Genomic DNA, 21,190 nt, shown 5'->3' on the forward strand with positions numbered 1-21,190 from the left:
TATTGTACCTCTGCCGCCCCCTTACCACAAGGATGACTCTGGCCTACCCCCGCCCGGCATATTTGCGGAACACGTCAAACAGCCGCTGTTCAATCTCGCGGTTGCGCTTATCCTGTTCCTGCGGGGAAAGAACGGGGGTGAGATTTTTGACGGTGATCGTGCGATCTCCGAGAACAGCAGTTTTGACTTCACTTTCGTATTTGACCTGTGCCTGCATAAAATCCCTCCCATACAATCAAAGAATGTTTTGAAACATGGCAAAGGCCAGCACCGCGAAAGTGCTGGCCTTTGGCCGGATATGTACCTCTGGACAAAGTGTCCAGAAGTCAATAGGGACTCCGCTCGTAATGCTGCTGGGCCTCTTCCAGTCCACGGATGTCAAAGACCTCATAGAGCTCAGCCACCACACGCCGGATGTCCTGGGGCGAAAAACCGCAGTTCTCCATCGCGTAGATCACATAGCCGCGACAGGCATTGTTACTCCACGGCTGGGAGAGCAGGGCCGCCAGTTCTGGATCATAGTTCATAGAGCGTTTCCCTCTTTCTTGATAAATTAGGGGGTGCCGCGCCCATTTCCTTGACCTGTCCAAAGACAACCATACTCAGCGCGGCATCCCCACGCAACGGAGGAACGGCGGCCCGGAGGGACAGGCGGCCAGCCTGTCCAATGGCGGATCGTGGCCGTGGGTTGGCCCGGCCCACCTGCGGCGCTGGTGTTTGTCGCTCGTTCTCCGTGGAGAGAAGTCACAGCGCACCCGCCGCCCGGCTCCCCGCGCTATGCTCAGGGCCGCCGCCGTTCCGTTGCGGAGAGGTTTATATTTCCCTCTCTAATAACCAAGACATTTTTGCATCAATTCCAAGTGGGGAAACAGCAAAAATCAAAAAGTTTTTTTCATGCGTTCCAGACCGCGCTTGATGGACTGCCGGACGGACTCCTCATGCACACCATCGGCCTCGGCAATTTCTTTGATGCTTATGCCAAGAATGATATGAGCGTCGATCCGTCGGCCCTGGATCTCCGGCAGGGAGTTGAGGGCGTTCCAGAGCCGGATAAACAGCTCCATGCGTTCCAGAAGCTCCTGGGGCGTGGGCTCATGCAGGCAGGCCGAGTATTCGATCCCGTCCTCACAGTCCAAGGAATACTGCGCTTTGTGCCGGGTGAGCCGCCGCTGGTAGGCCGCTTCATAGCGGACGCTGGCCCGGAGCGCCTCGGCCACTTCCTCGGTGACTTCGATAAACTGATCCTGCGTGTACCAATAATAAAAATCTTTCAGATTGATGGTAGTCATTATAAACCTCCGTTTCGGTGTTGGGTGAACGAGTGACCGAAACGGGGACTGGCGGAGAGCGGCACCCAGGGGAGCCGCTCCGCACCTCTGGACAAAGTGTCCAGAAGTCGGACAAACAAAATGCGCCTGCGCGACACAAGGCCACGCAAGCGCACGAAATGACAAATTCATTTATGTACTGCCAAATTGCACATCCACCGCCGGACTGATCCTGTTCGGGGGATGAGCTTTTTTTGACAGGTTAGGGGGATGGAAAAGAGAAAAGGACACGGCGATACCTCCCGGACACCGCCGTATCCTTAAAAAAGGGCGACTTTAACACACCCCCCGTATTCTAATTTTTCAAAAAGAAAACGGCGGCTTGAAATTTGTTATTTCAAAACCGCCGTAAGGCTACTGTATTTTGTTTTGGCGCGTGATGATCCAGCCGCCGAAACAACGGTTTTTTTATTATCCCGTTGGGCGGTAAATCTTGTATGAGGTTTAGAAAAGTCAGAAAACTTCTATCTGTCCAGGATAATTCATTCCCTTTTCAATAAGAGGCCCTTTAGCTCCCATTGTAAAAGCGATGTCGCTACTACGAATGGACATTAACCGATCACCGGCTTTAAGATTAAGAAATTTCAGCGTTTTTTGGGGTAGCTGCACTGTTCCTTCTTTGGATAATGGAAGCCATGCATAGCTTCTTCCCTTATATGGAATAAACTGACCCGCACTACTTGAATGTTCCCCTGTCAATCCCGGCAAATCATCTATGATGTGCTTTAATTTTGAAGATGCTAACATCCTTTGATTTGTGACGCAAAAACCGCCAGTTATTTTACTACCAGTGAAAATAATGATTTCCGGTTCACTGGTCAAATTGTATTCAGATAGCGCCATTGTCGGAAAATGTATTGTCCCTTCTGCTCCTATTACCGACCATCCAAATACATATTTCCCGCCTTTGTTTAATTGCGGCATAGTTTTCCTCCTTTACATTCCTTGCTTTTGCTGATATACTAAAGTTAATATGTAATTGTAGTACTCTATATATAGAGTACTACAATTCAAGACTAATGTCAAGGGAGTAAAACTATGCTTACGAAAACGGCAACTATTATTTTAGGGATAATCCAAAAACATCCAGTTAATGCGTATGAACTTATCAAAATGCTATCGCGCTTTCAATTAAAAGATTGGTATGATATTGCAGACTCCACAGTTTATGCAACACTTAAATCCTTAGAAAAAAAACAATATATCACTGGCAGAGTACAAAAAGATGGAAATATGCCTGATAAAACAGTCTATTCGCTAACCGATGCTGGCACGAAAGAATGGAATACAGCTATTAAATTTTTTCTTACTCATTTTGATTACGATCTTATTCCATTTATGATTGCGAGCTTTTTTGCCGAAAGTATTGGAGTAGACGAAGCTATAAAGTGTTTGGAAGAACGCCTTGATTATTTGAAAAAAAATAGCAAAGGGCTTACAAGGCAAATAGAAGAATTGGAGGTGGAAAAGGATATTCCGTATTATGTCATCGGAAATGTGCAGCACAATGCGCTTATTGTTGAAACTGAAATCACAGTTACACAACAAATGATCGCCAAATATAAAAGCAGGCTTTTCGATCAATAATATGAAATAAAATACTACTTCAAGTCAAATTGCATTTCGTTCTCATAGGCTCACCCGAAATGTAGAATAATATAGGGTGATATGAGAATGTACCAATACGACAAACATCTTGATTTTCACGCCCTGGGCCGTGAGATCAAACGAAAACGGGAGGCAAAGGGCTGGACGCAGGAGTACCTGGCTCAGCTTGTGGATCGCACCCCGCGCTCCATCATGTATATGGAAAACCGGGGCCAGAAACCAAGCCTCAATGTTTTTTACCAGCTTGTCACCCTGCTGGAGATTTCCGTGGATCAATTCTTTTTCCCGGACAAGCTCAACGGAGAGAGCACCTGCCGGAAACAGATAGATGTCATGCTTAATTCAATGGACGAAAAAGAGCTGACCGTAATGAAATACACAGCAGAGGGACTGCAAAAAGCCCGCGAAACGGAGGATGCGTAAGAAAAGCGTGTACCTCCGTTTTTTTGCGCCATTTTCGGGGCTTGCACAAAACGGCAAGCAATTCGAGTGTGGGCACACTCGAAATTTTTGCAGGGCCGAGGGCCCCGCAAAAATGCTTGTTGGGGAGCTCCCCAAACCCGCCGGACTTCTGGACAATTTGTCCAGAAGTCCCTGGTTGTCTGCGTCCCGGAGCTATCGCTCCTGGGCCTTATTTTCTCGCCCGTCCGTATGGCCGAGCAGATGGTCAATGTTCGCCTTGACCGCAACAGCCTGCCGCATATCCGCCTGGGCCTTGCGGTATTCAGCATAGAGGGCCTTTTTCTTTTCGGAGAGCGCCCGCCGCTCCTTTTTCAGCGTGTCCATTTTCGGGAGCTTTGCGCCGCCCAGGAGATCGCTCATAGTAGCTTTGGCCGCCCGGTAGTCCGCCAGCTCCGCCTCGTGCTGGGCAAGATATTTTTTACTGTACCGGGCCGCCTTGTAACCATCGAACACGGGCCGTGTCTTTGCGTACTGTACCACCGCACCCATGAGCTCGGAAGTTTTGGCAAGGGCGGCCTCCGTGTCACGCAGCTCCCTGGCCAGCTTGTGGGCGCGATCTACCGCCGCCTCGGTGCTGGCCGCCAGCGCGTCATAATCCATCAGATCATGCTCCCGGAGATACTGGAGCGCGGCGGCCATCTGTTTGAGGTTGTAAACTTTGGCCCACCGTTCATAGGCCGGGCCCTTGCCCTGGGCCATGCGCTCTTGAATGTCGATGATCAGATTGACGCGCCGGGGCGGAGCTGGGCTGTCCTTCGGGAGCTCCGGGATCGGACGCTCCCCGGCAATCACTGCCCGGATGTCATCGGGATCAAAGCCGGGGCCCAGGACAGAAGCCCGCAGGCGGGTGTACTTATCCTGCCCAGGAGCCAGGAACGAGATCACGCCGCCCCGCCCATGCTTCACCGCAAAGCCGGACTCCTCCATAAACCGCAGGAACGCCGGGAAGTCGGCGGGCTTTTTCCCCAGGGCCTCCACGATGGCCAGACGCACCCTCTGTTGTGCGGTGGGCGGCTTTTCTCCAATCCACTGGCCATAATGGAGAAAGCGGCCCTTGCTGTGCTGTTTGGGATTTTGGATAACAGACAGCTCGTGCTCAATGCACACCCGGTCAGAGAGCCGCCGCACCGCAAAGCTGGAGCCGATGAAGTTGTGAAACTTCCGGGAGCAGTCCTGGGCCGTGGAGTTGTAATAAATGTGATTATGAATGTGCCCCTTGTCGATGTGGGTACAGACGAAAAACTGGTACTTGCCCTTTGTCCAGCGCATGGCCGTTTCATAGCCGATTTTGTTGGCCTCCTCCGGCGTGACCTCACCGGGAGGGAACGCCTGCCGGATCTGAAAGAACAGGGCCCCGCGCTCCACGGCCCGGCCCGTTTCCGCCTGGTACTGGCTTTTTGTCAGGAGAAACTCAGCGGGGGCCGATGCCGGATCGCAGAGGTAGGCAGACACAGCCCCCAGCTTTTTCGGATTGAGCCCGTAGGCAAACCGATCCTCCATCGTCTGGACAGCCGTTTTCCCCGCCGCTACCTTGTAGGGCCGGATGTAAGTTGTAGCGATAGCCGCACCTCCTTTCCCAGCAGAAAAAGCGGGCGGCGGTCTGTTTCACCCGCCGCCCGGAACTTCTGGACACTTTCTCCATAAGTATCAGCTCGCCATAAAGTCCATCGCCGCATACTTCACACCATGCAGACGCTCCACCAGCCAGCCGCCCAGGGCCGGGAGCCCAAAGGGGGAAACCAGGAACGCCAGCACAAACATGGCGATGCAGCCTACTGTCTGCCCGGCCAGCAGGCAGAGGATCGCCAGCAGGGACAGGCCCACACAAGCCACAATGCACACCGCCCCCGCCACGCAGGACAGGAACGTAAGCACCACCACAATGAGGATCAGGGCCAGGACAAAGGGAGCCGCGATGATTTTTAAGATTGTCCGCATGGTTCATACCTCCTACAAAAGTTCGTTGTTCGCCTCTATATGTATATTATAACTCTGCGGGAGGGGGCCAACAAGGATGCCTCGGCTATCCCCACCTCTGGACAAAATGTCCAGAAGTCGAGATAGCCGGGGAACGGCAAAACCGCTCCCCGGCAGGTCAGAGCCGCACGATGGCGGAGAGCTTTTCCAGCAGATCGGAAAGGGGCCGCCACAGCTTTTCATAGTCCCGCTGGAGGGCTGTGATCTCCTCCGGGTAAATGCCGCCGTAGGTGTTCGCCTGGATCGCCACCTGGTTTAGATTGTTGGAGCACCGCCGCTGAAGCGACACCAGCTCCTGGACGGGCGACAGGTCAACATGGAGCACATATCCATTGAGGGCCATTTTCCGCATATAGGCCCCCATATTGCGGATGCCCGCCTCGGCCATGCGCTCCCGGATCAGCGCCAGCTCCTCCTCGGACACCATCACATGGAGATGGATGGGGCGGCGGCGTTTCTTTGTCACCGCTCCTCCCGTTCCAGGCTCCGGCAGACGCGGGGCGGTTCCTTTACCTTGTCCAGCGCCTTTTCCCGTTCCGGGGGCTGGGCGGGGATCGGCGTATTGAATACCCCGGAGAGCCGCAGGGCCTCCTGGTTGGCAAAATCCTGTTCACGCTTTTTGTCCATAATCTTCCTCCTATCTGTCGCCCCGGTCAGGGGCTTTCTTTTTGGGGCCGTCCGGGGCCCGGTGCTCCTGGGCCTCCCGCTGGGCCGCTTTCAGTTGCTCCGCAATCGGGGGCTGGCGTTTGGCTTCCTTGTGGGCCCGCGCCGCCTCCTGGCGTTCAATGCTGCGGACGCGGACGGCCAGTTGATCCGGGGTAATGTATTCTTTCACCACATAACTGCCGAAGTCCGGGTAGAACCACGTCAGCCGCTTTTGATCCGGGACGCGGTGAGCGTCCTCCCATTTTCCCACCACCTGGGCCTGAGCATCCATCTGCCGCCGAATATCCAGGTTATTGCGGGAGGGCCGGAGCTCATAGTCCTGCATTTCCCGTTCCGTCAGGGGATGGGCATAGGTGATGGCTCCCCACGCCTGGAACGCCTCGCCCGTCACTTGCTGGCGGGCAAAGTATAAATCCATGTGGACGGGGCGGTTAAAGTAGCTGTTCGGGTAGGTGCCGATGTCGATAGGCCGCTGGGTGGAGTAATACAGATAGGTTTCCTTGTCCGGGGCCTGTTCCACCTCCTGCACATGGTAGCGCCGCTGGTAGTCCCCGGCCCGGTTGAGTAAGTCCCGTTCTGCCTTATCCGGCTCATTCATATAGTGGCCCCAAAAGTAATCCCGGTGTCCGTCCTGCTCGTTAAACTGCCATGTCACAAAGGGGTTAGGGGCCCTACTGTTTTCCCCCAGGGCAAAGCCGCATTGATTGTCAAACAGGATTGTGCGGCGGATCACATAGCCTTGATTTTCCTCCAGAATAACACCTCCTTAAATGTCCCGCACCTCTGGACAAAGTGTCCAGAAGTGGCGGGGATAGATGTGGAAAGCATTTGAGCAAACCAGAGGTAAGCCATAGAAAGATACGGCCCACCCCAAAAGTGGCCCCGGAAAGCCTTGATACAAGCGGGTTTTCCGGGGCCTAATTTTCCACACATCACCTCCGCTTTTTCCGCATATAGTCCCGCTTTTGCCGCCGCAGGGCAATCCGGGCGCAGGACTCGGAACAGTAGGCCATGCGCCCATCAGCGGGGACAGCCCCGCCGCAGATGGGACAGGGCTTAAACTCCGGCCTGGGCCCCTCGGTCAAGAGGGCCGCCTCCAGCGCCGGATCAAGGGGCAGGACGGCCTCCCGGAAGTAGCGGCAGTAAGCGCCCGTCCAGCATTTCCCCAGCATATAGCACTCACAGTCCAGGGGCAGACACCCGCACTCCCGGTCATAGTTGGCGCACCACTTTGTTACCAGGGCGCGGATCGCCCTTTTTTCCTCGCGTGTCAGTTCACGGGCCAAGCCGTCACCTCCCGCCAGCCGGGGCCCGCATGAGCTCCCGGTAGCAGGACACACAGCCGATGCCCCGCCAGTAGGGACACCCGGAGCACCGGGAGCCCCTGGGCGGCTTTGCCGGGGCAGGAGCCTGGGGACGGGGCTTCTGCTTCATCATTTTTTCAAAGGGGCTGTCGGTAAACCTCATTTTTCAGCCTCCTCTCCGTCATCGTCCTCCTCGTCCCAGGGCGGGCCGTCATCGTCCTCGTCCCCGTAGCCGTCCGGCCCGTCATAGTCATCCAGCTCCCCGCCGTAGTCCTCCTGGGGCTCGGCGGCTTTCTGCTGTTTGGGACGCAGTACCTTGAAATAGAACGCCGCGCCGCCGCCCACTAAGGCCACGGCCAGCACTGCCAGGAGCATCCCCATGTTGCCGCCCGTTTCCGGCTCGGCCTCCTCCGGGGCGGGTTCCTCGGTTTCCGTGGGTTCCGGCTCCGGCTCAGCGCCCGCGCATTTATTCATATTGACCGAGCAGACGGCGCACTCCGTATTCACGGCACCCGCCGCGCATTTTTCAGAGCAGGAGCAGACCGCCTGCTCCACCCCGGCGGCCTCGGCTGCGGCCAGCAGATCGGCCTCGTCTACCACGCTGAAGAAGTAGGTTTCATACTGCTCGCCCTCCTCGTCCACGGGCTTGTCGTAGTCAATGACGATGTAAAAGGTATTCCCGCCCGCCGTCTGCACCGTAATAAACTGCTTGTTGGTGTGCTCGTCATAGAGCAGATCGCGGGTTACAAGGTTGCCCTCCTCCGAAAAGCCCTCGCCCGGTTCGATGGTGGGCTCCGGCTCCGGGGCCTGGGTTTCCTCGGTCATGGTGGGATCACCATAGTCCGCGCCCTCGCCGCCGTCCGCATAGGCATAGGCCGGGACGCTAAATCCGCATAAAAGAACGGCGGCACACAGCGCCGCCGCCATCACCCGAAAGCGTTTCATCTTCAATTTTCCTCCTTTCCGCCATCCTCGGACTTCTGGACACTTTGTCCAGAAGTGCCGTCCCGGAGCCGCTGGAGCACCAGGGGGAGCTCCTCCAGGGAAATGCTCATGCCCCGCACGATGTCCACGATCTCGCTGTTTTCGGCCTCCTGCTTGTTCTTTTCCAGCTCCTTGAGCCGGGCCTGCTGTTCGCTGATTTTGGCCTTGACCTTATCAATCTCGGCCTGGATTTTCTGGCTTTTGCTTACCGCCATAGATACCTCCTTATCAGGGTAAACGCCCGTAGGCGTAAAAATGAGATTGCCAGTAACTTGTATTCAAATTTGCATATTGGATGGGATCGCCACAGTGGATCATCATCCCGTCCCCCACATAGATGCCACAGTGGGACACGCCCGCCGTGTCATAGGTGCCGACAAAGAACACCAGATCGCCGGGCTTTGGATTGCTGGTAGGGGTACAGATGTTATAGAGCCCCTGAGCCCCCAGGCGGCCCACATTCCAGCCGGAGTGATTGATCACCCAAGACACGAAGCCGGAGCAATCAAAGGACGTGGCCGGACTGGAGCCTCCCCACACATAGGGATAGCCCAGGTATTTCTCCGCCTCGGTGAGCATGGCCGCAAAGGTTTCATCGTCCAGATATTCCCCCGGCACGTCATATCCGGCGGGCGGGTTGGTAACGTATTTCCCCACATAGGCCGACTCCGGGAACAGGTCAGGCCGGTTTCCCAGGGTGGACATATAGAGGGAGTACCGGGACATCTGCTCCTCGTTCATCATTTCCAGGGGCAGATGGGACAGGTTGCGGTTTTCCAGCGTGACATAACAGATATAGTAATTGTAGGGCACCTCTACCGTGTAGGAGTTGCCCTCGCTGTCCGTTCGGCTTTCCGTCCGATAGCGCACCTCAACCACCACATCCTCGGTGAGAATGTACTGGCGGTCAAAGAGGGTTTCCCGCGTCCCCTGCACCTGATCCAGCGTCCATGCCCCCTCATGAAGCACAGACAGAATGGAGATCAGCACATAGGGATCGTGCTCAATGCTGTCCAAGTCGAAGTGATACTCGTCATAGTCATGGGTGCTTTCGTAGCTGTCCAGGTAGTCCTGGAGCTCCGCCTCCATGCCGCAGTAGGCCGCCTCCGCCGCCAGCATTTCCTCGTCCTGGGATGGGTAAGTAGTCGCGCCCACCGCGCCCGCCCCGGCGTTGCCAAGCGTCACCAGGGAGGACGAACAGGACTGCATCATAAAGAGCAGGAGTACACAGGCCAGGGCCAGCACTACCCCTACGGGATGCCGCTTCACAAAGCCCACCGCCTTTGCCCCGGCCTTTTCCGTGGCGGCGGCTGTCTTTTTCGCCGCGCCTGCCGCCCCGGTCTTGACCGCCTGCCGCGCCCGCTTCTGGTACTGCTTTTTCAAGCGGTGCCTGCGCCACATCCGGGAAACGGGGTTGCCGGACATCTCCGGGTGTTCCTGGGCGGCCATGCGGAAGTGATAGTCCGCCGTGGCCTTGACATATTTTGACTCAGCCCGCTGGACGGCCTTTGCCGGGTGTTCCCGGACTTTCCGCTTCACAAACCGGGAGCCATGCCGCAGGGCGGCCTCGCCCACCAGCTCGGAGCGGTGGGCCCCCTCGATGCCCACGTTTTCCTGCTCGTTCTCATAAATCTTCCCATGTACAAAACCGTGAGCGGCCCCGCCAGCGGCGCGGCCCACCCGCCGGATGGGGCCTGGCTTTTTCGGGGGCTTCTGTTTTGCCAGCTTGTCTTTGGCCGCCTCCAGCTTTTCCCCGCGCTTTTCCATGCGGAGCTTAGAAGCGGCGGCCTGTTCCTGTTTGCTTTTCTGCCGGAACTTTGACTTGTGGACACTTTGTCCAGAAGTGCCCTCTGTCCCGGCACCGCCTGGAGAGCCGTCCCCAGCGGCCCCGGAAGAAGCGCCGCCGGGATCGGCGGGCTCCTCCCAGGAGCCGGGGCGCTCCCTGGGCTCTTGTTCGGGTTTATTCGGTTTTCGCTTCATTCTTCAAGTCCTCCGGGCGCGTGGTCAGCAGGTTATAGATCTCCCCACGGGGGAACCTATCCACAAAGGGGATGGTCACATCGCCATAAAACAGCAGGCCCTCGCCGGAATTGGAGTGGGTGATATAGGAGAGCTGATGCTCGGAAATGCCGAGCTGTTTCGCCAAAATCGCCCGGTCACTTTGAGCCTGGGACAACAGGATCATAAAGTCGGTGTTGTCCAGAATGGCCTCGATTTCCCGGCTGGCCAAAAGGTCTTTCACGTTCTGCGTTAAAGCTGAGGGGACGCAGCCCTTTTTGCGGAGCATCTTCCACACGGCCACAAAGTAGCTGGCGGTAAGCGCGTCCCGGAGCAGGATGTGGAACTCGTCAAAGTAGCACCAGGTAGAAACGCCGTTGTGGAAATTCACATTGACCGCCGAAGTTACAAAGTCGTTGGTAACGTGCATAGCGATTTTGCGGAGGTTTTCTCCCAGCCCTTTGAGGACGATGCAGACAATATGCGCCGTCAGTTTTACGTTAGTCTGATGGTTGAACAGGTTAAGGGAGCCCGTACAGTAGAGCTCCAGGGCGGTTGCCACCCGGCGTGCCTCCGGCTCCGGCTGTTTGAGAAGCTCCTCGTACAAGTCCTGGAGCAAGGGCGGCTTGCCGTCCCCCAGGCCCAGGGCCATGTCCCGGTAAATGAGCCGCACACAGCGGTCAATCACCGTCTTTTCGATGGGTTGCAAACCGTCCTTGCCGCCCACCACCAGCTCGCACAGGGACAACAAAAAATCCGCTTTCATGGAAAGCGGGCTTTCGTCATCGTCCAGATCAAGCTGGATGTCCATCGGGTTGATATGGTTGGGGGAGCCGGGCGCGATCTCCACCACCTGGCCGCCCAGCCTACGCACCAGCGGGGCATATTCCCCCATCGGATCGACAATGATGATCCTGTCTTTTGGGATAGCCAGAAACACGTTGATGATCTCGCGTTTTGCGGCGAAGCTCTTGCCGGAGCCCGTGGAGCCGAGATACAGGCCGTTGGCCGATTTCAGCTTTTTCCGATCCGCCATAATGACGTTGTGGGAAAGAGCGTTCATGCCGTAGTAGAGGGACGGCCCGGCCATCCGCAGCTCCCTGGTCATAAAGGGAATGAAGATCGCCGTGGAGCTGGTAGTCATGCCGCGCTGGATTTCCACCTCGTTATAGCCCAGGGCCAGCGAGGACACAAAGCCCTGTTCCTGTTGCCAGTCCAGCCGCTTCAAAGCGCAGTTGTATTTCTGTGCGATACCGCCCACCGTGAACACGTCATTCTCCAGCCGCTGGCGGGTGGGGGCAAGGTTTACCACCGTGAACGTGAGCAGGAACATCCGCTCGTTTCGGGACTGCAGGTCAGCCAAAAGCTCCGCCGCATCCTTTGAAAACGTGATGAGGTCAGGGGGCAGGATGTCGGGATCGTACCCGGCCCGCACCGCCTTGCGCTGTTCCTCCACCTTCATTTTGCCGATGTCGGAGATTTTGCCCTTGATGGTCTTAATGGCCTTGAGCTGATCCACCGTCTGGATGTGCATGGTTACGGTCATTTCCGCATCCAACTCCAGGATCTCCGCCAGGAGCTTGTCAGAAAGCTCGGACGCCAAAATCTGCAAGTAGGACGCCGCACCCCAGTATTGGCCGATGCGGAACGTCCGGGCCTGCCGGAAGTCGAAGCTGTCCGGCGCGATGTAGTCCTTTGTGCCAAGCCCGGTTTTGGGGATGTCCTGCCAGGAGAAGCGGAACGGCTCCCGGTTGCCGGGGTGCATCTGGCCGTGGAGCAGGGCCAGCCGCGCCTGCCCGTCCATCGGGACGGAGGGAACGCCCAGCCGTTTGAGGTTGCCTGTCACATCGGCCTCCACCCGTTCCAGGCGGGGGCGGGCCTCCGCGATCCCCTCGGCGGGCAGGCCAAAGGTGATATATTTTGACCGCTCGATGCCGTTGTTGCTTTTGGCAATCTGGTTTTTCAGCATCCCCGTGAACTCCGCCCGGATGCTGTCATAGTCATCCTGGGCCGGGGGAATGTTTACCTTGTAGCGGCTCCTGGAACGGGAGCGGCGGTTGATAAAGGAGAGCTGGAATGGCAGGGAGCTGTCGAAGTAGTTGAGGAACGAGCTCCACCCGCTGAAAATCGCCGTCTGATCCTCCGTAGACGCAACCGAATAGTTGATGTCCTCATATTCCACCGTCTTTGTGTAGAGCCCGCCGGGGAGCTGGCACACGCCGTCCGGGTGCATCACCAAGTAGGGAATAGTCTGCTGGGCGGACAAAACAGCTTTCCGGTTAGCGGCCTTTCCGGGGCCGCGCTTTGGGCTTTTTGCTTTCTGCAATCGCATCCTCCTTTCGCACAGCGCCCCGCTGGGTGAACGGGGCATAGATATTTTCCGTCTGGTAGGGCCTCACCCCAGGCCGCAGGAACTTCGCCCGCAGGACGTTCCGCACCACCTTTTCAAAGGGGAGCCCGTCTTTCTCATACATCGCCAGCAGGAACGCCGGGAGCGCCACCCCCATCATCAGGAACATGGCCCCGGTGTTGCCGATGGCGCTCCGGGCCAGCAGGTAGGACGGGATGCCCACCGCCGCCGCGATCCCGAAGCACACAAGCTGGCGTTTCGTCAGGTTAAAGGCAAGTTTGGTCTTGATTTTGGATAAGTCGTTGGGAACATTTACATAGGGAATTTCAATCACTCCTTTCTGTCCCCGGCCACCTCTGGACACTTTGTCCAGAAGTCCGGGAGGGTGCTTTCCACCTCGTTCCCCCACACGTCCCAGCCGGGCGGGGACTGCCGGGCGAACAGCTCCACCCTGGGCACGTCGCCCATAAGGGCCACGATCTTTTCACGGGCCTCCTCCGGCTTGCGGCTGTGCTCCTGGATGGGGGAAATGATAAACTGGTGGACGTTTGCCGCCTGCCGTTTCGGGTGTCCCCGTGTTGCCAGCAGGCAGACCTCCGCGTTGCCCCGCGTCCAGAAGCCCAGGCCATAGAACCAGCCCTCGGACTTGCGGTTTTTCTTCAACCAGACGAAAGCAACGCTCTTGTAGGTGAAGCCCCACGCCTTGATGAGCCGCAGGGCCTCCGGGAGCTGCGGGAACGTAGCCCACAAAAAAAGCACGCTGTCCGGGGCGGCCAAATCCGCCACCGGGAGCGTGCATAACTCGTCAATCCCCATTGTGGGGTAGTGTTTTTCCGCCGCCCCCTGCAAGCCCTTTTGAGCATACCGCCAGGGGGGATCGGCGTAGATCACAGAATATTTCCTGATAGTTACACTCCTTTCTCCCCAGCCTCCACCGCCGCGCCTGCCACACGGATGCGCTCGCTGGCGGCAGCATAGTAGGCCGGGACGGTTTCAAAACTGATGAAGCGGCGGCCCGTATTGAGGGCGGCCACCGCCGTTGTGCCAGAGCCCGCGCAGATGTCCGCCACCAGCTCGCCGGGCCGCGTATAGGTCTTGATGAAATACTCACACAGGGACACCGGCTTCTGCGTGGGGTGGACGGTGCGCTGGACGGTGGGGAACGTGAGCACATTCCCCGGAAAGCGCAGGCCGTCCTCCGAGCCGCCCGTGGTACGGACGAATTTTCCATAGTTCGGGCTGTCCCCGTTGTTGGTCAGACTCCGCTTGTAGGGCTTGCCCTGTTCAAACTGCGGGTTGTAAAGAGGGAGCTTCTGGTAGAATACCAGGATGTTCTCCGTCTTTTTCAGCGGGGCGCGGCGGGCATTGAGAAAGCCCGTAGAGCGGCTTTTGTACCACACCCACTCATAGCGGAGCATGGACAGGTTGGATGCCCCCAGCACCTTGTCATAGGGGCACTGCGCGAAAAACAGGATCGCGCCGTCCGGCTTGACCGCCCATTTCACCGCCTCCCACAGCTCCGGGAGCGGCAGGGGAGCATCCCAAAAGTTCCGGGTTGTGCCGTAGGGCGGATCGGTCAAGAGCATATCCACAGAATGGCGGGGCAGGGAGCGCAGGCCCTCGATGCCATCCATGAGGAACAGCCCCTCCGGGGGTTCCGGGGACTTCTGGACACTTTGTCCAGAGGTGCCCTTATCGGTCATCCCTGGCCTCCTTGCCCTTTGCCGGGGCGGGCCGGGCGGCATTTTCACGGGCGGCCTCCTTCGCCGCGTTTGCCATCTGCTCCCGGATAGGCTTCGGGCGCAGGGCCTCGGCGCGGGCAATCAGCTTTTCCACAGCCACGTTATAGCCGTCTGCCGCCGCCGCGCTCAGCCGCTCCTGCAAGGCCCGGTTTGTCACCCGCGCTGTGGAGCGGTAGCCTGTCCGGGTTGTGGGATCGGGCTTGCTGGGTTCCCCCAGGAAAATCCCGTTTTTCCCGTTGACTACCTTAAAATCGTCAATCACGATGCCGCCGATATTCACGCTGGCAAAGCCAATCAGCTTGCCCTGGGGCTCAATGGGCCGCACCGACACCTCGATGGGCACCTCGGCGGCCTCCAGGTTTTTCTCCACCCGGAGCTGTACGGCCTCGTCAATGGAAATGCCCTGGGCATCCGCCAGCTCCTGGATGGGCGCGTCGAAAATCAGGCGGCGCATTTCCGCCATCGCCGCCTCGTCCATAACGGGGGCCCCTTGTGCCGCCGTCTGCATATTTGCCATAAAATCAAACCTCCTTAGTGCGCGCTAAAGATACTGCGCGCTATCGTCCCGGTTTTGAACAGCATGAAGCAGAGCAAAACCGTATAGCCCACGGTGCCCCAGATCGCCCCGATGGGATCTCCGCCCGTGGCAATTCCCTGGATCAGCACCGCATAGATTGCAACACACACCAGAATGAGCAACCCCTGGAAGCCCACGGCAAACAGGGAGCGCAGATAGTTCTGCCCGATCTGTCCCATCTCCCGATGGGAGATCGTTGCCATAGGGATGGGGGCCAAACTGGTGAGTAAATAGATTTCCAACATTCTGCCATATACCAACACAAAAATGACGATGCCCAGCGCCCACATGGTAACGCCGATAATCGAGGACTGGAGCCATAGGCCGAGAAGTGGTCCTAAGTCCATCCCCTCCAGGGTGGTTTGAAGCTCTGTCATCATATCCGGCGTGATGTCCGTGGAGCCCTGAATTAGACCGCCCGCCTGGGCGATCACCGTCTGCGACACGTCAAAGACGGCCATCACAATGTCAAAGGTATTTGAGAGAATGAAGATGGCACAAGCCGTTTTGAACATCCATTTGTAGATATTCGCCACGTCAAACTCGTGCATATTGTTCTTTTCCAAAAGCATCTGAATGAGCTCATAGGTGGCAACAAAGGTCAGTACCAGCCCGGCAATCGGCAAGATCACCGTTTCGGAAAGCTGGCGGATGAGGGAAAATACCCCGGCGTTCCACGCCGCCGGGGTAGTCCCCACCTGTACCGCGATCTCTCCGACTTGGGTATTGACGTAATCAAAGAGCCCCTCCAGGTTCCCCATGATCCCGCCAATCAACAGCTCTTTGAGCCAGTCCGTGAGCCAGTCGGTGAGAAAATCCATAGGCCGTTACCTTAGAACAGGCCGCTCAGCAGAGGGATCAGGGTGGTGCCCAGCAGAATGATGCCGCCGCCCGCCATGAGCTGCTTCATACCCTGGCTTTTTGCTTATGTGTGATAAAGAAGTAATAGAAGTGTAAAAAATTTTGCCGTTCCTATCCGGCACTTGGCCATTGTGTCGGATAGGTCGGGCGTTAGGCTTCGGGCAAGTCAATCTTGCCGACAAAGCTGTAATAAATCTCAATGTCCTGCCTGCGGGTGCCGTTCTCGTCATAGCTACACTCATGCACGACGATTTTCTCAATCATTTCCCGCAAGAGGGTGGGGGTAAGTTCCTCAAAGGCAAGGTGCTTTCGGACGATACCCATAAACTTTTCCGCGTTGACGGTGGCGGCCTGCGACTTGTCCAGTTCGGCCTGCAAAGCGGCGGCGCGGTCTTTCAGTTCCCGCTGTTCCTGCTCATAGTCTGCCGACAGTTCCATGAAACGCTCGTCGCTGATTTTGCCGTTCACATTGTCCTCATACAGCCGCTTGATAATGCGGCTCACTTCGGCAATGCGCTCCTGCGCCTGTTCAAGCTGCTTGGTGGCTGCGGCGGTCTTTCTCTTGCCGCCGATCTCGTTCTGCTGGATAAGCAGCTTCACAAAGCGGCTCTCGTGCTTGGCGGCGTATTCGGTCACTTGCCGGAGATTGGAGAGGACACCGGCGGTCAACAGGTCGGTGCGGATAAAGTGCGCCGTACAGTCGCGGGTGCGCTTCTTGTAGCTGCCGCAGATGTAACAGTCCTGCTTGCGGTTCTTGTTCTGATACCGCTGCTGGTACATCACATGACCGCAGTCGGCGCAGAACAGCATACCGGAGAACAGCCCCACTTCATCATAGCGGTTCGGGCGTTTGCGCTGCTTGCGTAACTCCTGCACGCGCTCCCATGTTTCCCGGTCTATGATAGGCTCATGGTGGTTCTCAAAAATGGCCTGCTTCTCTACGGGGTTCTCTACACTGTGCTTGACCTTGTAAGAGGGCTTCTCCGTCTTGAAGTTTACCAGACAGCCGGTGTACTCCCGGTTTTCGAGGATATGAACAACGGTGTTCGTCGCCCATTTGCACTCATAGCCGGGGTGGTAGCGGCGGGTGCTGCCCGTCCTGCGGTATTCCAGCGTTCCCGGCGTAGGGATTTGCTGCTCCGTAAGCATACGGGCAATCTTGGTCGGGCCATTCCCGGCAAGGCAAAGCTGGTATATCTGCTGGACAACCGGCGCGGTTTCCTCGTCAACGAGATAGTTCTCGTCCTCGTCCATGAGATAGCCATAGACCGGCTTGCTGGTAACGGGCTTGCCGCTCATGCCTTTTGCTCGTTTTACTGCTTTGATTTTCTTGCTCGTATCTCTCACCAGCCATTCGTTGAACAGATTTCGCAGAGGGGTAAAATCGTTGTCCATGCCGCCGTTTGCGCTGTCCACATTGTCGTTGACAGCGATAAAACGCACTCCCTTTTGAGGGAACAGCATTTCCGTGTAAAACCCTACCTGCAAGTAGTTTCGCCCTAACCGGCTCATGTCCTTGACGATGACCGTACCCACTTTCCCGGCTTCAATGTCTGCAAGCATGGCTTGAAAACCGGGGCGCTGGAAGTTCGCGCCGGAAAAGCCGTCGTCGGTGTACCAGCGCAGGTTGGTAAAGCCATTCTGTTTTGCAAAGGCTTCGAGTATCCTTTTTTGGTTCGATATGGAATTACTCTCACCTTGCAATTCGTCCTCATGGGACAATCTCGGATAAAGGGCGGTAATGAGGTTTTGGGTGGCTTGTCTTAACATAAAATCCTCCGTTTCCGACAGCCAGCCCCACTATTCCGTAGCTTTATTGTACCACGGAATAGCGGGGGCTGTATAGCGGCAAAAGTGTAAAATCTGCTTCTTTATGGTTTGTCAAATTGCCGGTTTTTGTGTAGCAGCGGCTTCCGCTTCCAGTACCCGCGCCATTTTGTCGGCGGCGGTGGTGGTAGTGTCTTTCTTGAAATAGCCGGACACGACAAGGACGGAATTGCCCATGCGGATTTCCGTCACGCAGTCGGGGCGGCGGGCGGTGCGGGTGTCGTGCTGCTTGTTATCTGTCATAGGCAATACTCCTTTCAGTCGGTAATCAGTTTCTTCATGCTCTCCATTTTCCGCTGCGCGGCTTCCTGCCGGAAGTTGTCGCCGGTAAAGCGTACCGGGACGCACATGGAAAGCAGGCGGTCATAAATCCGGGAATGGGCGGTGTCCTCCGGGTTCCGCAGGTCGTCCAGCGTGAGGTTGGTCGTGACGATCAGCGGCTTGCCGCTGCGGTAACGGCTGTCAATCACATTGAAAACCTGTTCCAGCCCGTACTCGGTGCCGCGCTCCATGCCGAAGTCGTCAATGATAAGCAGCGGATAGCGGCAAAGGCGGGAAATGTACTCGTTGCGGTTCTCAAAGCTGGCGGCAAGGTCGTTGAGGATAAGGGCAAAATTCGTCATGTGGACGGGGATTTCTTTCTCCATAAGGGCGTTTGCGATACAGCCCGCAAGGTAGCTTTTCCCGGTTCCCACGCCGCCCCAGAACAGGCAGCCGATATTGTCGGCTCGCATATCCTCCCAGTGTTCCACATACCGGCGGGCAATCCCGGCCTGCGGGTTCCTGCCGTTGTCGTTCTCAAAAGTCCAGTCCCGCATGGTGGGGTCGGTAAAGCCCCGGCGTTTCAGTTCCTCCACGGTGTCAAAGTGCCTGCGCCGCTTCTCGGCGGCCTCCCGTTCCTCGCGGGCGGCTCTCTGGCAGTCGCACTCTGCCGGGTGGCGGTCGCGGCCAAAGATAGCGGCCTTATCCGGCGCAAAATAGGCTTCTTTCGGCTTGCGGCACCTGCCGCAGTACAGTAAACCGTCCTCGCCGGTGTAGTCCTCCGGCTCCGGGGTGGCAGTCGTCATATTCTCCAAAACAGCGTTGATTTCGTTCTTCATAAACTCTCGCCCTCCTTGCATGAGTAGTCAGGGATGCCCTTTTTCGGGGCGCCCTTTTTGTCGTTCCCCGCCCATATCCGAAGGGCGGCGGCATAGTTCTGGTAGCTTTTCCCGCTGGCGGCAAGGTAGCGGCTCATTTCCTCGATGAACCGTTCCAGCCTGTCGGGGTACTCTGCCTGCAACTCGTCGTATTCGGTCTGTGACAGAAAAATATTCTGGTATCGGCCATAGGGCGCGGGCGGCTCCCCACTCACTCCCTTTGTTTGGTTCTCTGTAAGGTTGTTTATAGTAGTTTGGTTAGGGGACGGTTTTCCGACCATCATAAGGTCGGTTTTCTGACCATCAGTTGGTCGGTTTTCCGGCTCTATGAGGGTCGGTTTTCCGGCCATCAGTTGGTCGGAAAACTGTACCTGTGGCACACGCGGCACTTTCACATACAGTCGGTTCGGTGCGGAGAAGCCGCCCCGTTCCCGTTCCAGCAGCCCCGCCATGTCCAGTTCATTCAGCGCCCCCTTTATGGTGGTGCTGCCTTTATCCAGTATTTCGGCTATCTCCGCGATGGGATAGATAATATAAATCCTGCCCTCGCCGTCCTGCCACTTGTTCTTCTGGGAGAGGGTGGAGCGGTCTAACAGCAGCGCATAGAGCAGCTTGGCGGTCTGGGAAATCTCCATTTTCAGCAGGAAACGGGGATAGGGCAGATAGGCGGGCAGCTTCGTGTCTGCCATGATATAATCAGCGATAGGATCACCTCCCTGTGTTCGGGTTGATTTTGACGGTTTGTACGCATTTAGAACGCTGTTTCCGGGGGAAAAGGATAAATGTATCGCGTACCCTTTGACACCCACGAAAAAAGCCTTGATTTATGCGGGTTTGAAAGGCTCTAAAGCGTGACATTTCTGCCTTTGTTTCTGCTTTCGCTCGGCGGCTTTGATTTTCTTCATGCGTCCGGCGCAGCCGGGGCAGTATTTTCCCCGGTTGGATTTGGGGACAAAGGCCGCGCCGCAGACGGCGCACCGTTTCCGGCTCCCCCGGTACAAGAGGGCTGCGGCCAGCTCCCCGTCAAGGGGCAGGACAGCCACACGGAACCAGCGGCACATGAGGGAAAAGGAAATGCTCTGGACGCATACGCAAGGCTCCCCGTCGTCCAACAGCAGGCAGTTCCCCTCGTCGTAGTTACAGCACTCATGCACCAGCCGCCGCGCCCGCCGGTGCTGGCGGTAGTCCATGCGGGGCAGGTTATCGCTCATGGCTCTGCTCCTTTCTGCGGCGGGGTTCCTCCCGGCGCAAAATCTGGTCGATGTTCCGCTTGACGGTCTGCAACTCCTTAAACCGCTGTTTCTGTGCGTGATAGGTGTTATACAGGCCGGATTTCTTGGAAACAAGCTGCTCGATCTCGTCCTGCAACGCTTTCCGGGCGGGCAGCCTGGTAATGCCATGTGCCTTGAAATACCGGGCGGCTGCGTCGGCTATGATAAAATCGCTCTCATGCGCCTGCCGGTATGCTTCGCGGGCTTTGGGGGATTTCTGCGCTTTCAGGCCGTCGCGGACGGGTTTGGTCTTGGCGTAGGCCAGCACCTGTCGCTGCAATTCCTTTTTCCCTTGCAGCTTCGTTTCCAGTGCTTTCAGTTCGCCGCTGGTCTGGCGCATTTCCTGATAGGCGGTATCAACGGCGGCTTCTAACTGCTCCGGGGAAGTGAAGCCGTATTCCTGATACACATTCAGCGTCGCGGCCATCTGTTTGAGGTTGTGCATGGTCGCCCAGCGTTCATAGCCCCGGCCTTTCCCCTCGGCTTTCTTCTGCTCAATGTCCACAAGCCGCTGCACATTCGGGGCGGTTCGGGCGGCTCTGTCTGCCCGCAGTTGGTCTTGGATAGAGGGCGGGGTGCTGGATATAGCCGCGGCCTTTTCTGCGGCTCTGGCGGCGTTCTGCTCCAAAACGGCAAGGACAGCGGCGCGGTCAAAATCGTCGCCCAGCTTGCGGGCGGAAATGGGCTTTGTCCTGTCCGGCGTGAGGTAACTAAGCCGCCCCCGGCTCTCCTTGACGGTCACGCCCTCCCGCAGCAGCAGAGAGGAAAAATCCTCGAATGAGGCCGCCGCAGACAGCGCGGCGCGTATGGTCTGCCGCAGCTTCTCTTTGTTCGTTTCAAACTTGGTCTGCCGGGGCGTGATACCGCCTGCAATCATGGGGGCGTTCTGCTTGTCCAGCGCGGCCTGTCCCTTTTTCTGCGCCCAATACTCCCGGTCTGTGACGCGGTTCTTGCTGCCGTTCAAGAGGTCGATTTGGTAAAGCCCCTCCCGGTGGCACATCTCCATGACTTCGGACTTGAAGTAGCGCAAGGCCGCGTCGGTACAGCGGTGCTTGCACCCGGCTTTCGTGTCGGCTGGCCTGTCCATGTAGGGCAG

28 protein-coding genes and 1 pseudogene are annotated in these 21,190 nt (G+C 57.1%); 2 read left to right on the plus strand and 27 right to left on the minus strand.

The features are described from left to right. Positions 1–43: 43 nt before the first annotated feature. The 4 genes from B5E82_RS18215 to B5E82_RS11825 all read right to left on the minus strand — a co-directional run bounded on the left by B5E82_RS18215 (position 44) and on the right by B5E82_RS11825 (position 2,252). Positions 44–217: a hypothetical protein gene (locus B5E82_RS18215; RefSeq protein ID WP_164488692.1), complete on the minus strand. Its 174-nt coding sequence runs from the start codon at positions 215–217 to the stop codon at positions 44–46. A 109-nt stretch (positions 218–326) separates the two neighbouring features. Continuing rightward, the gene (locus B5E82_RS11815) at positions 327–527 is read right to left on the minus strand and encodes a hypothetical protein (RefSeq protein ID WP_087307739.1); all 201 of its coding nucleotides are present in this window, start codon (positions 525–527) and stop codon (positions 327–329) included. Between the two features lie 351 nt (positions 528–878). Further along, entirely contained in the window at positions 879–1,289 is a 411-nt protein-coding gene (locus B5E82_RS11820) for a sigma-70 family RNA polymerase sigma factor (protein WP_087307740.1), read from the minus strand. A 492-nt stretch (positions 1,290–1,781) separates the two neighbouring features. Then, positions 1,782–2,252 carry a hypothetical protein gene (locus B5E82_RS11825; RefSeq protein ID WP_087307741.1) on the minus strand — a complete coding sequence of 157 codons (471 nt, stop codon included), beginning with the start codon at positions 2,250–2,252 and terminating at the stop codon, positions 1,782–1,784. Between the two features lie 114 nt (positions 2,253–2,366). On the opposite strand from B5E82_RS11825, the gene B5E82_RS11830 reads away from it, so the two are divergent. After that, on the plus strand, positions 2,367–2,915 hold the full coding sequence (locus B5E82_RS11830; protein WP_087307742.1) for a PadR family transcriptional regulator: 549 nt from the start codon (positions 2,367–2,369) through the stop codon (positions 2,913–2,915). Positions 2,916–3,002: 87 nt separating this feature from the next. Next, the gene (locus B5E82_RS11835; protein WP_066540967.1) at positions 3,003–3,359 is read left to right on the plus strand and encodes a helix-turn-helix transcriptional regulator; all 357 of its coding nucleotides are present in this window, start codon (positions 3,003–3,005) and stop codon (positions 3,357–3,359) included. Positions 3,360–3,551: 192 nt separating this feature from the next. Here B5E82_RS11835 and B5E82_RS11840 read toward each other — a convergent pair whose 3' ends face one another. The 23 genes and pseudogenes from B5E82_RS11840 to B5E82_RS11945 form a co-directional block, all read right to left on the minus strand. After that, positions 3,552–4,898: a relaxase/mobilization nuclease domain-containing protein gene (locus B5E82_RS11840; RefSeq protein ID WP_087307743.1), complete on the minus strand. Its 1,347-nt coding sequence runs from the start codon at positions 4,896–4,898 to the stop codon at positions 3,552–3,554. Between the two features lie 147 nt (positions 4,899–5,045). After that, the gene (locus B5E82_RS11845) at positions 5,046–5,336 is read right to left on the minus strand and encodes a CD1845 family protein (RefSeq protein ID WP_087307744.1); all 291 of its coding nucleotides are present in this window, start codon (positions 5,334–5,336) and stop codon (positions 5,046–5,048) included. A 157-nt stretch (positions 5,337–5,493) separates the two neighbouring features. Beyond that, positions 5,494–5,841 (minus strand): plasmid mobilization protein, encoded by a 348-nt coding sequence (locus tag B5E82_RS11850; protein ID WP_022512589.1) that lies wholly within the window; start codon positions 5,839–5,841, stop codon positions 5,494–5,496. Continuing rightward, positions 5,838–6,002 carry a hypothetical protein gene (locus tag B5E82_RS18220; protein ID WP_164488693.1) on the minus strand — a complete coding sequence of 55 codons (165 nt, stop codon included), beginning with the start codon at positions 6,000–6,002 and terminating at the stop codon, positions 5,838–5,840. Before B5E82_RS18220 ends, B5E82_RS11850 begins: the two co-directional genes overlap by 4 nt. A 10-nt stretch (positions 6,003–6,012) precedes the next feature. Then, complete coding sequence (locus B5E82_RS11855) at positions 6,013–6,774, minus strand: hypothetical protein (protein WP_087307745.1); 762 nt, start codon at positions 6,772–6,774, stop codon at positions 6,013–6,015. A gap of 199 nt (positions 6,775–6,973) precedes the next feature. After that, a complete protein-coding gene (locus B5E82_RS11865; RefSeq protein ID WP_087307747.1) occupies positions 6,974–7,327 on the minus strand; it encodes a cysteine-rich VLP domain-containing protein in 354 nt (117 codons plus the stop codon). Between the two features lie 4 nt (positions 7,328–7,331). Beyond that, positions 7,332–7,508 (minus strand): hypothetical protein, encoded by a 177-nt coding sequence (locus B5E82_RS18225; RefSeq protein WP_164488694.1) that lies wholly within the window; start codon positions 7,506–7,508, stop codon positions 7,332–7,334. Next, positions 7,505–8,290 carry a DUF4366 domain-containing protein gene (locus B5E82_RS11870; protein ID WP_087307748.1) on the minus strand — a complete coding sequence of 262 codons (786 nt, stop codon included), beginning with the start codon at positions 8,288–8,290 and terminating at the stop codon, positions 7,505–7,507. Before B5E82_RS11870 ends, B5E82_RS18225 begins: the two co-directional genes overlap by 4 nt. Before the next feature lie 2 nt (positions 8,291–8,292). Beyond that, complete coding sequence (locus B5E82_RS11875; protein WP_087232213.1) at positions 8,293–8,544, minus strand: DUF4315 family protein; 252 nt, start codon at positions 8,542–8,544, stop codon at positions 8,293–8,295. Positions 8,545–8,557: 13 nt separating this feature from the next. Next, a complete protein-coding gene (locus B5E82_RS11880) occupies positions 8,558–10,309 on the minus strand; it encodes a C40 family peptidase (protein WP_087307749.1) in 1,752 nt (583 codons plus the stop codon). Continuing rightward, positions 10,290–12,659 carry a VirB4-like conjugal transfer ATPase, CD1110 family gene (locus B5E82_RS11885; protein WP_442911310.1) on the minus strand — a complete coding sequence of 790 codons (2,370 nt, stop codon included), beginning with the start codon at positions 12,657–12,659 and terminating at the stop codon, positions 10,290–10,292. The genes B5E82_RS11880 and B5E82_RS11885 overlap by 20 nt, the downstream gene beginning before the upstream one ends. Continuing rightward, complete coding sequence (locus B5E82_RS11890) at positions 12,607–13,002, minus strand: PrgI family protein (protein WP_087232295.1); 396 nt, start codon at positions 13,000–13,002, stop codon at positions 12,607–12,609. The genes B5E82_RS11885 and B5E82_RS11890 overlap by 53 nt, the downstream gene beginning before the upstream one ends. Positions 13,003–13,007: 5 nt before the next feature. Beyond that, a complete protein-coding gene (locus tag B5E82_RS11895; protein ID WP_087307750.1) occupies positions 13,008–13,583 on the minus strand; it encodes an MT-A70 family methyltransferase in 576 nt (191 codons plus the stop codon). 2 nt (positions 13,584–13,585) lie between these two features. Next, positions 13,586–14,380 (minus strand): DNA-methyltransferase, encoded by a 795-nt coding sequence (locus tag B5E82_RS11900; RefSeq protein WP_087307751.1) that lies wholly within the window; start codon positions 14,378–14,380, stop codon positions 13,586–13,588. Then, entirely contained in the window at positions 14,370–14,936 is a 567-nt protein-coding gene (locus B5E82_RS11905; RefSeq protein WP_087307752.1) for a septation protein SpoVG family protein, read from the minus strand. Before B5E82_RS11905 ends, B5E82_RS11900 begins: the two co-directional genes overlap by 11 nt. A gap of 14 nt (positions 14,937–14,950) precedes the next feature. Further along, complete coding sequence (locus B5E82_RS11910) at positions 14,951–15,817, minus strand: VirB6/TrbL-like conjugal transfer protein, CD1112 family (RefSeq protein ID WP_087307753.1); 867 nt, start codon at positions 15,815–15,817, stop codon at positions 14,951–14,953. Positions 15,818–15,828: 11 nt separating this feature from the next. Beyond that, a pseudogene (locus B5E82_RS18515) lies at positions 15,829–15,921 on the minus strand (Maff2 family mobile element protein); the annotation flags it as partial. 86 nt (positions 15,922–16,007) lie between these two features. Further along, positions 16,008–17,627, minus strand: a complete 1,620-nt coding sequence (locus tag B5E82_RS11920) for a recombinase family protein (protein WP_002571010.1) — start codon at positions 17,625–17,627, stop codon at positions 16,008–16,010. Positions 17,628–17,738: 111 nt separating this feature from the next. Beyond that, positions 17,739–17,927, minus strand: coding sequence for a transposon-encoded TnpW family protein (locus B5E82_RS11925; protein ID WP_002571011.1), 189 nt, complete (start codon positions 17,925–17,927; stop codon positions 17,739–17,741). Between the two features lie 14 nt (positions 17,928–17,941). Next, positions 17,942–18,784: an ATP-binding protein gene (locus B5E82_RS11930; RefSeq protein ID WP_002571012.1), complete on the minus strand. Its 843-nt coding sequence runs from the start codon at positions 18,782–18,784 to the stop codon at positions 17,942–17,944. Then, positions 18,781–19,515 (minus strand): replication initiator protein A, encoded by a 735-nt coding sequence (locus B5E82_RS11935; protein WP_038283483.1) that lies wholly within the window; start codon positions 19,513–19,515, stop codon positions 18,781–18,783. The genes B5E82_RS11930 and B5E82_RS11935 overlap by 4 nt, the downstream gene beginning before the upstream one ends. Before the next feature lie 132 nt (positions 19,516–19,647). After that, the gene (locus B5E82_RS11940; protein ID WP_002571014.1) at positions 19,648–20,034 is read right to left on the minus strand and encodes a cysteine-rich VLP domain-containing protein; all 387 of its coding nucleotides are present in this window, start codon (positions 20,032–20,034) and stop codon (positions 19,648–19,650) included. Continuing rightward, positions 20,024–21,190: relaxase/mobilization nuclease domain-containing protein (locus B5E82_RS11945; protein ID WP_206415698.1), on the minus strand; the 1,167-nt coding region annotated here is incomplete at its 5' end. The genes B5E82_RS11940 and B5E82_RS11945, both read right to left, overlap by 11 nt.

It is taken from the genome of Lachnoclostridium sp. An138 (genome assembly GCF_002160765.1).
Taxonomy (GTDB): Bacteria; Bacillota; Clostridia; order Lachnospirales; family Lachnospiraceae; genus Laedolimicola; species Laedolimicola faecalis.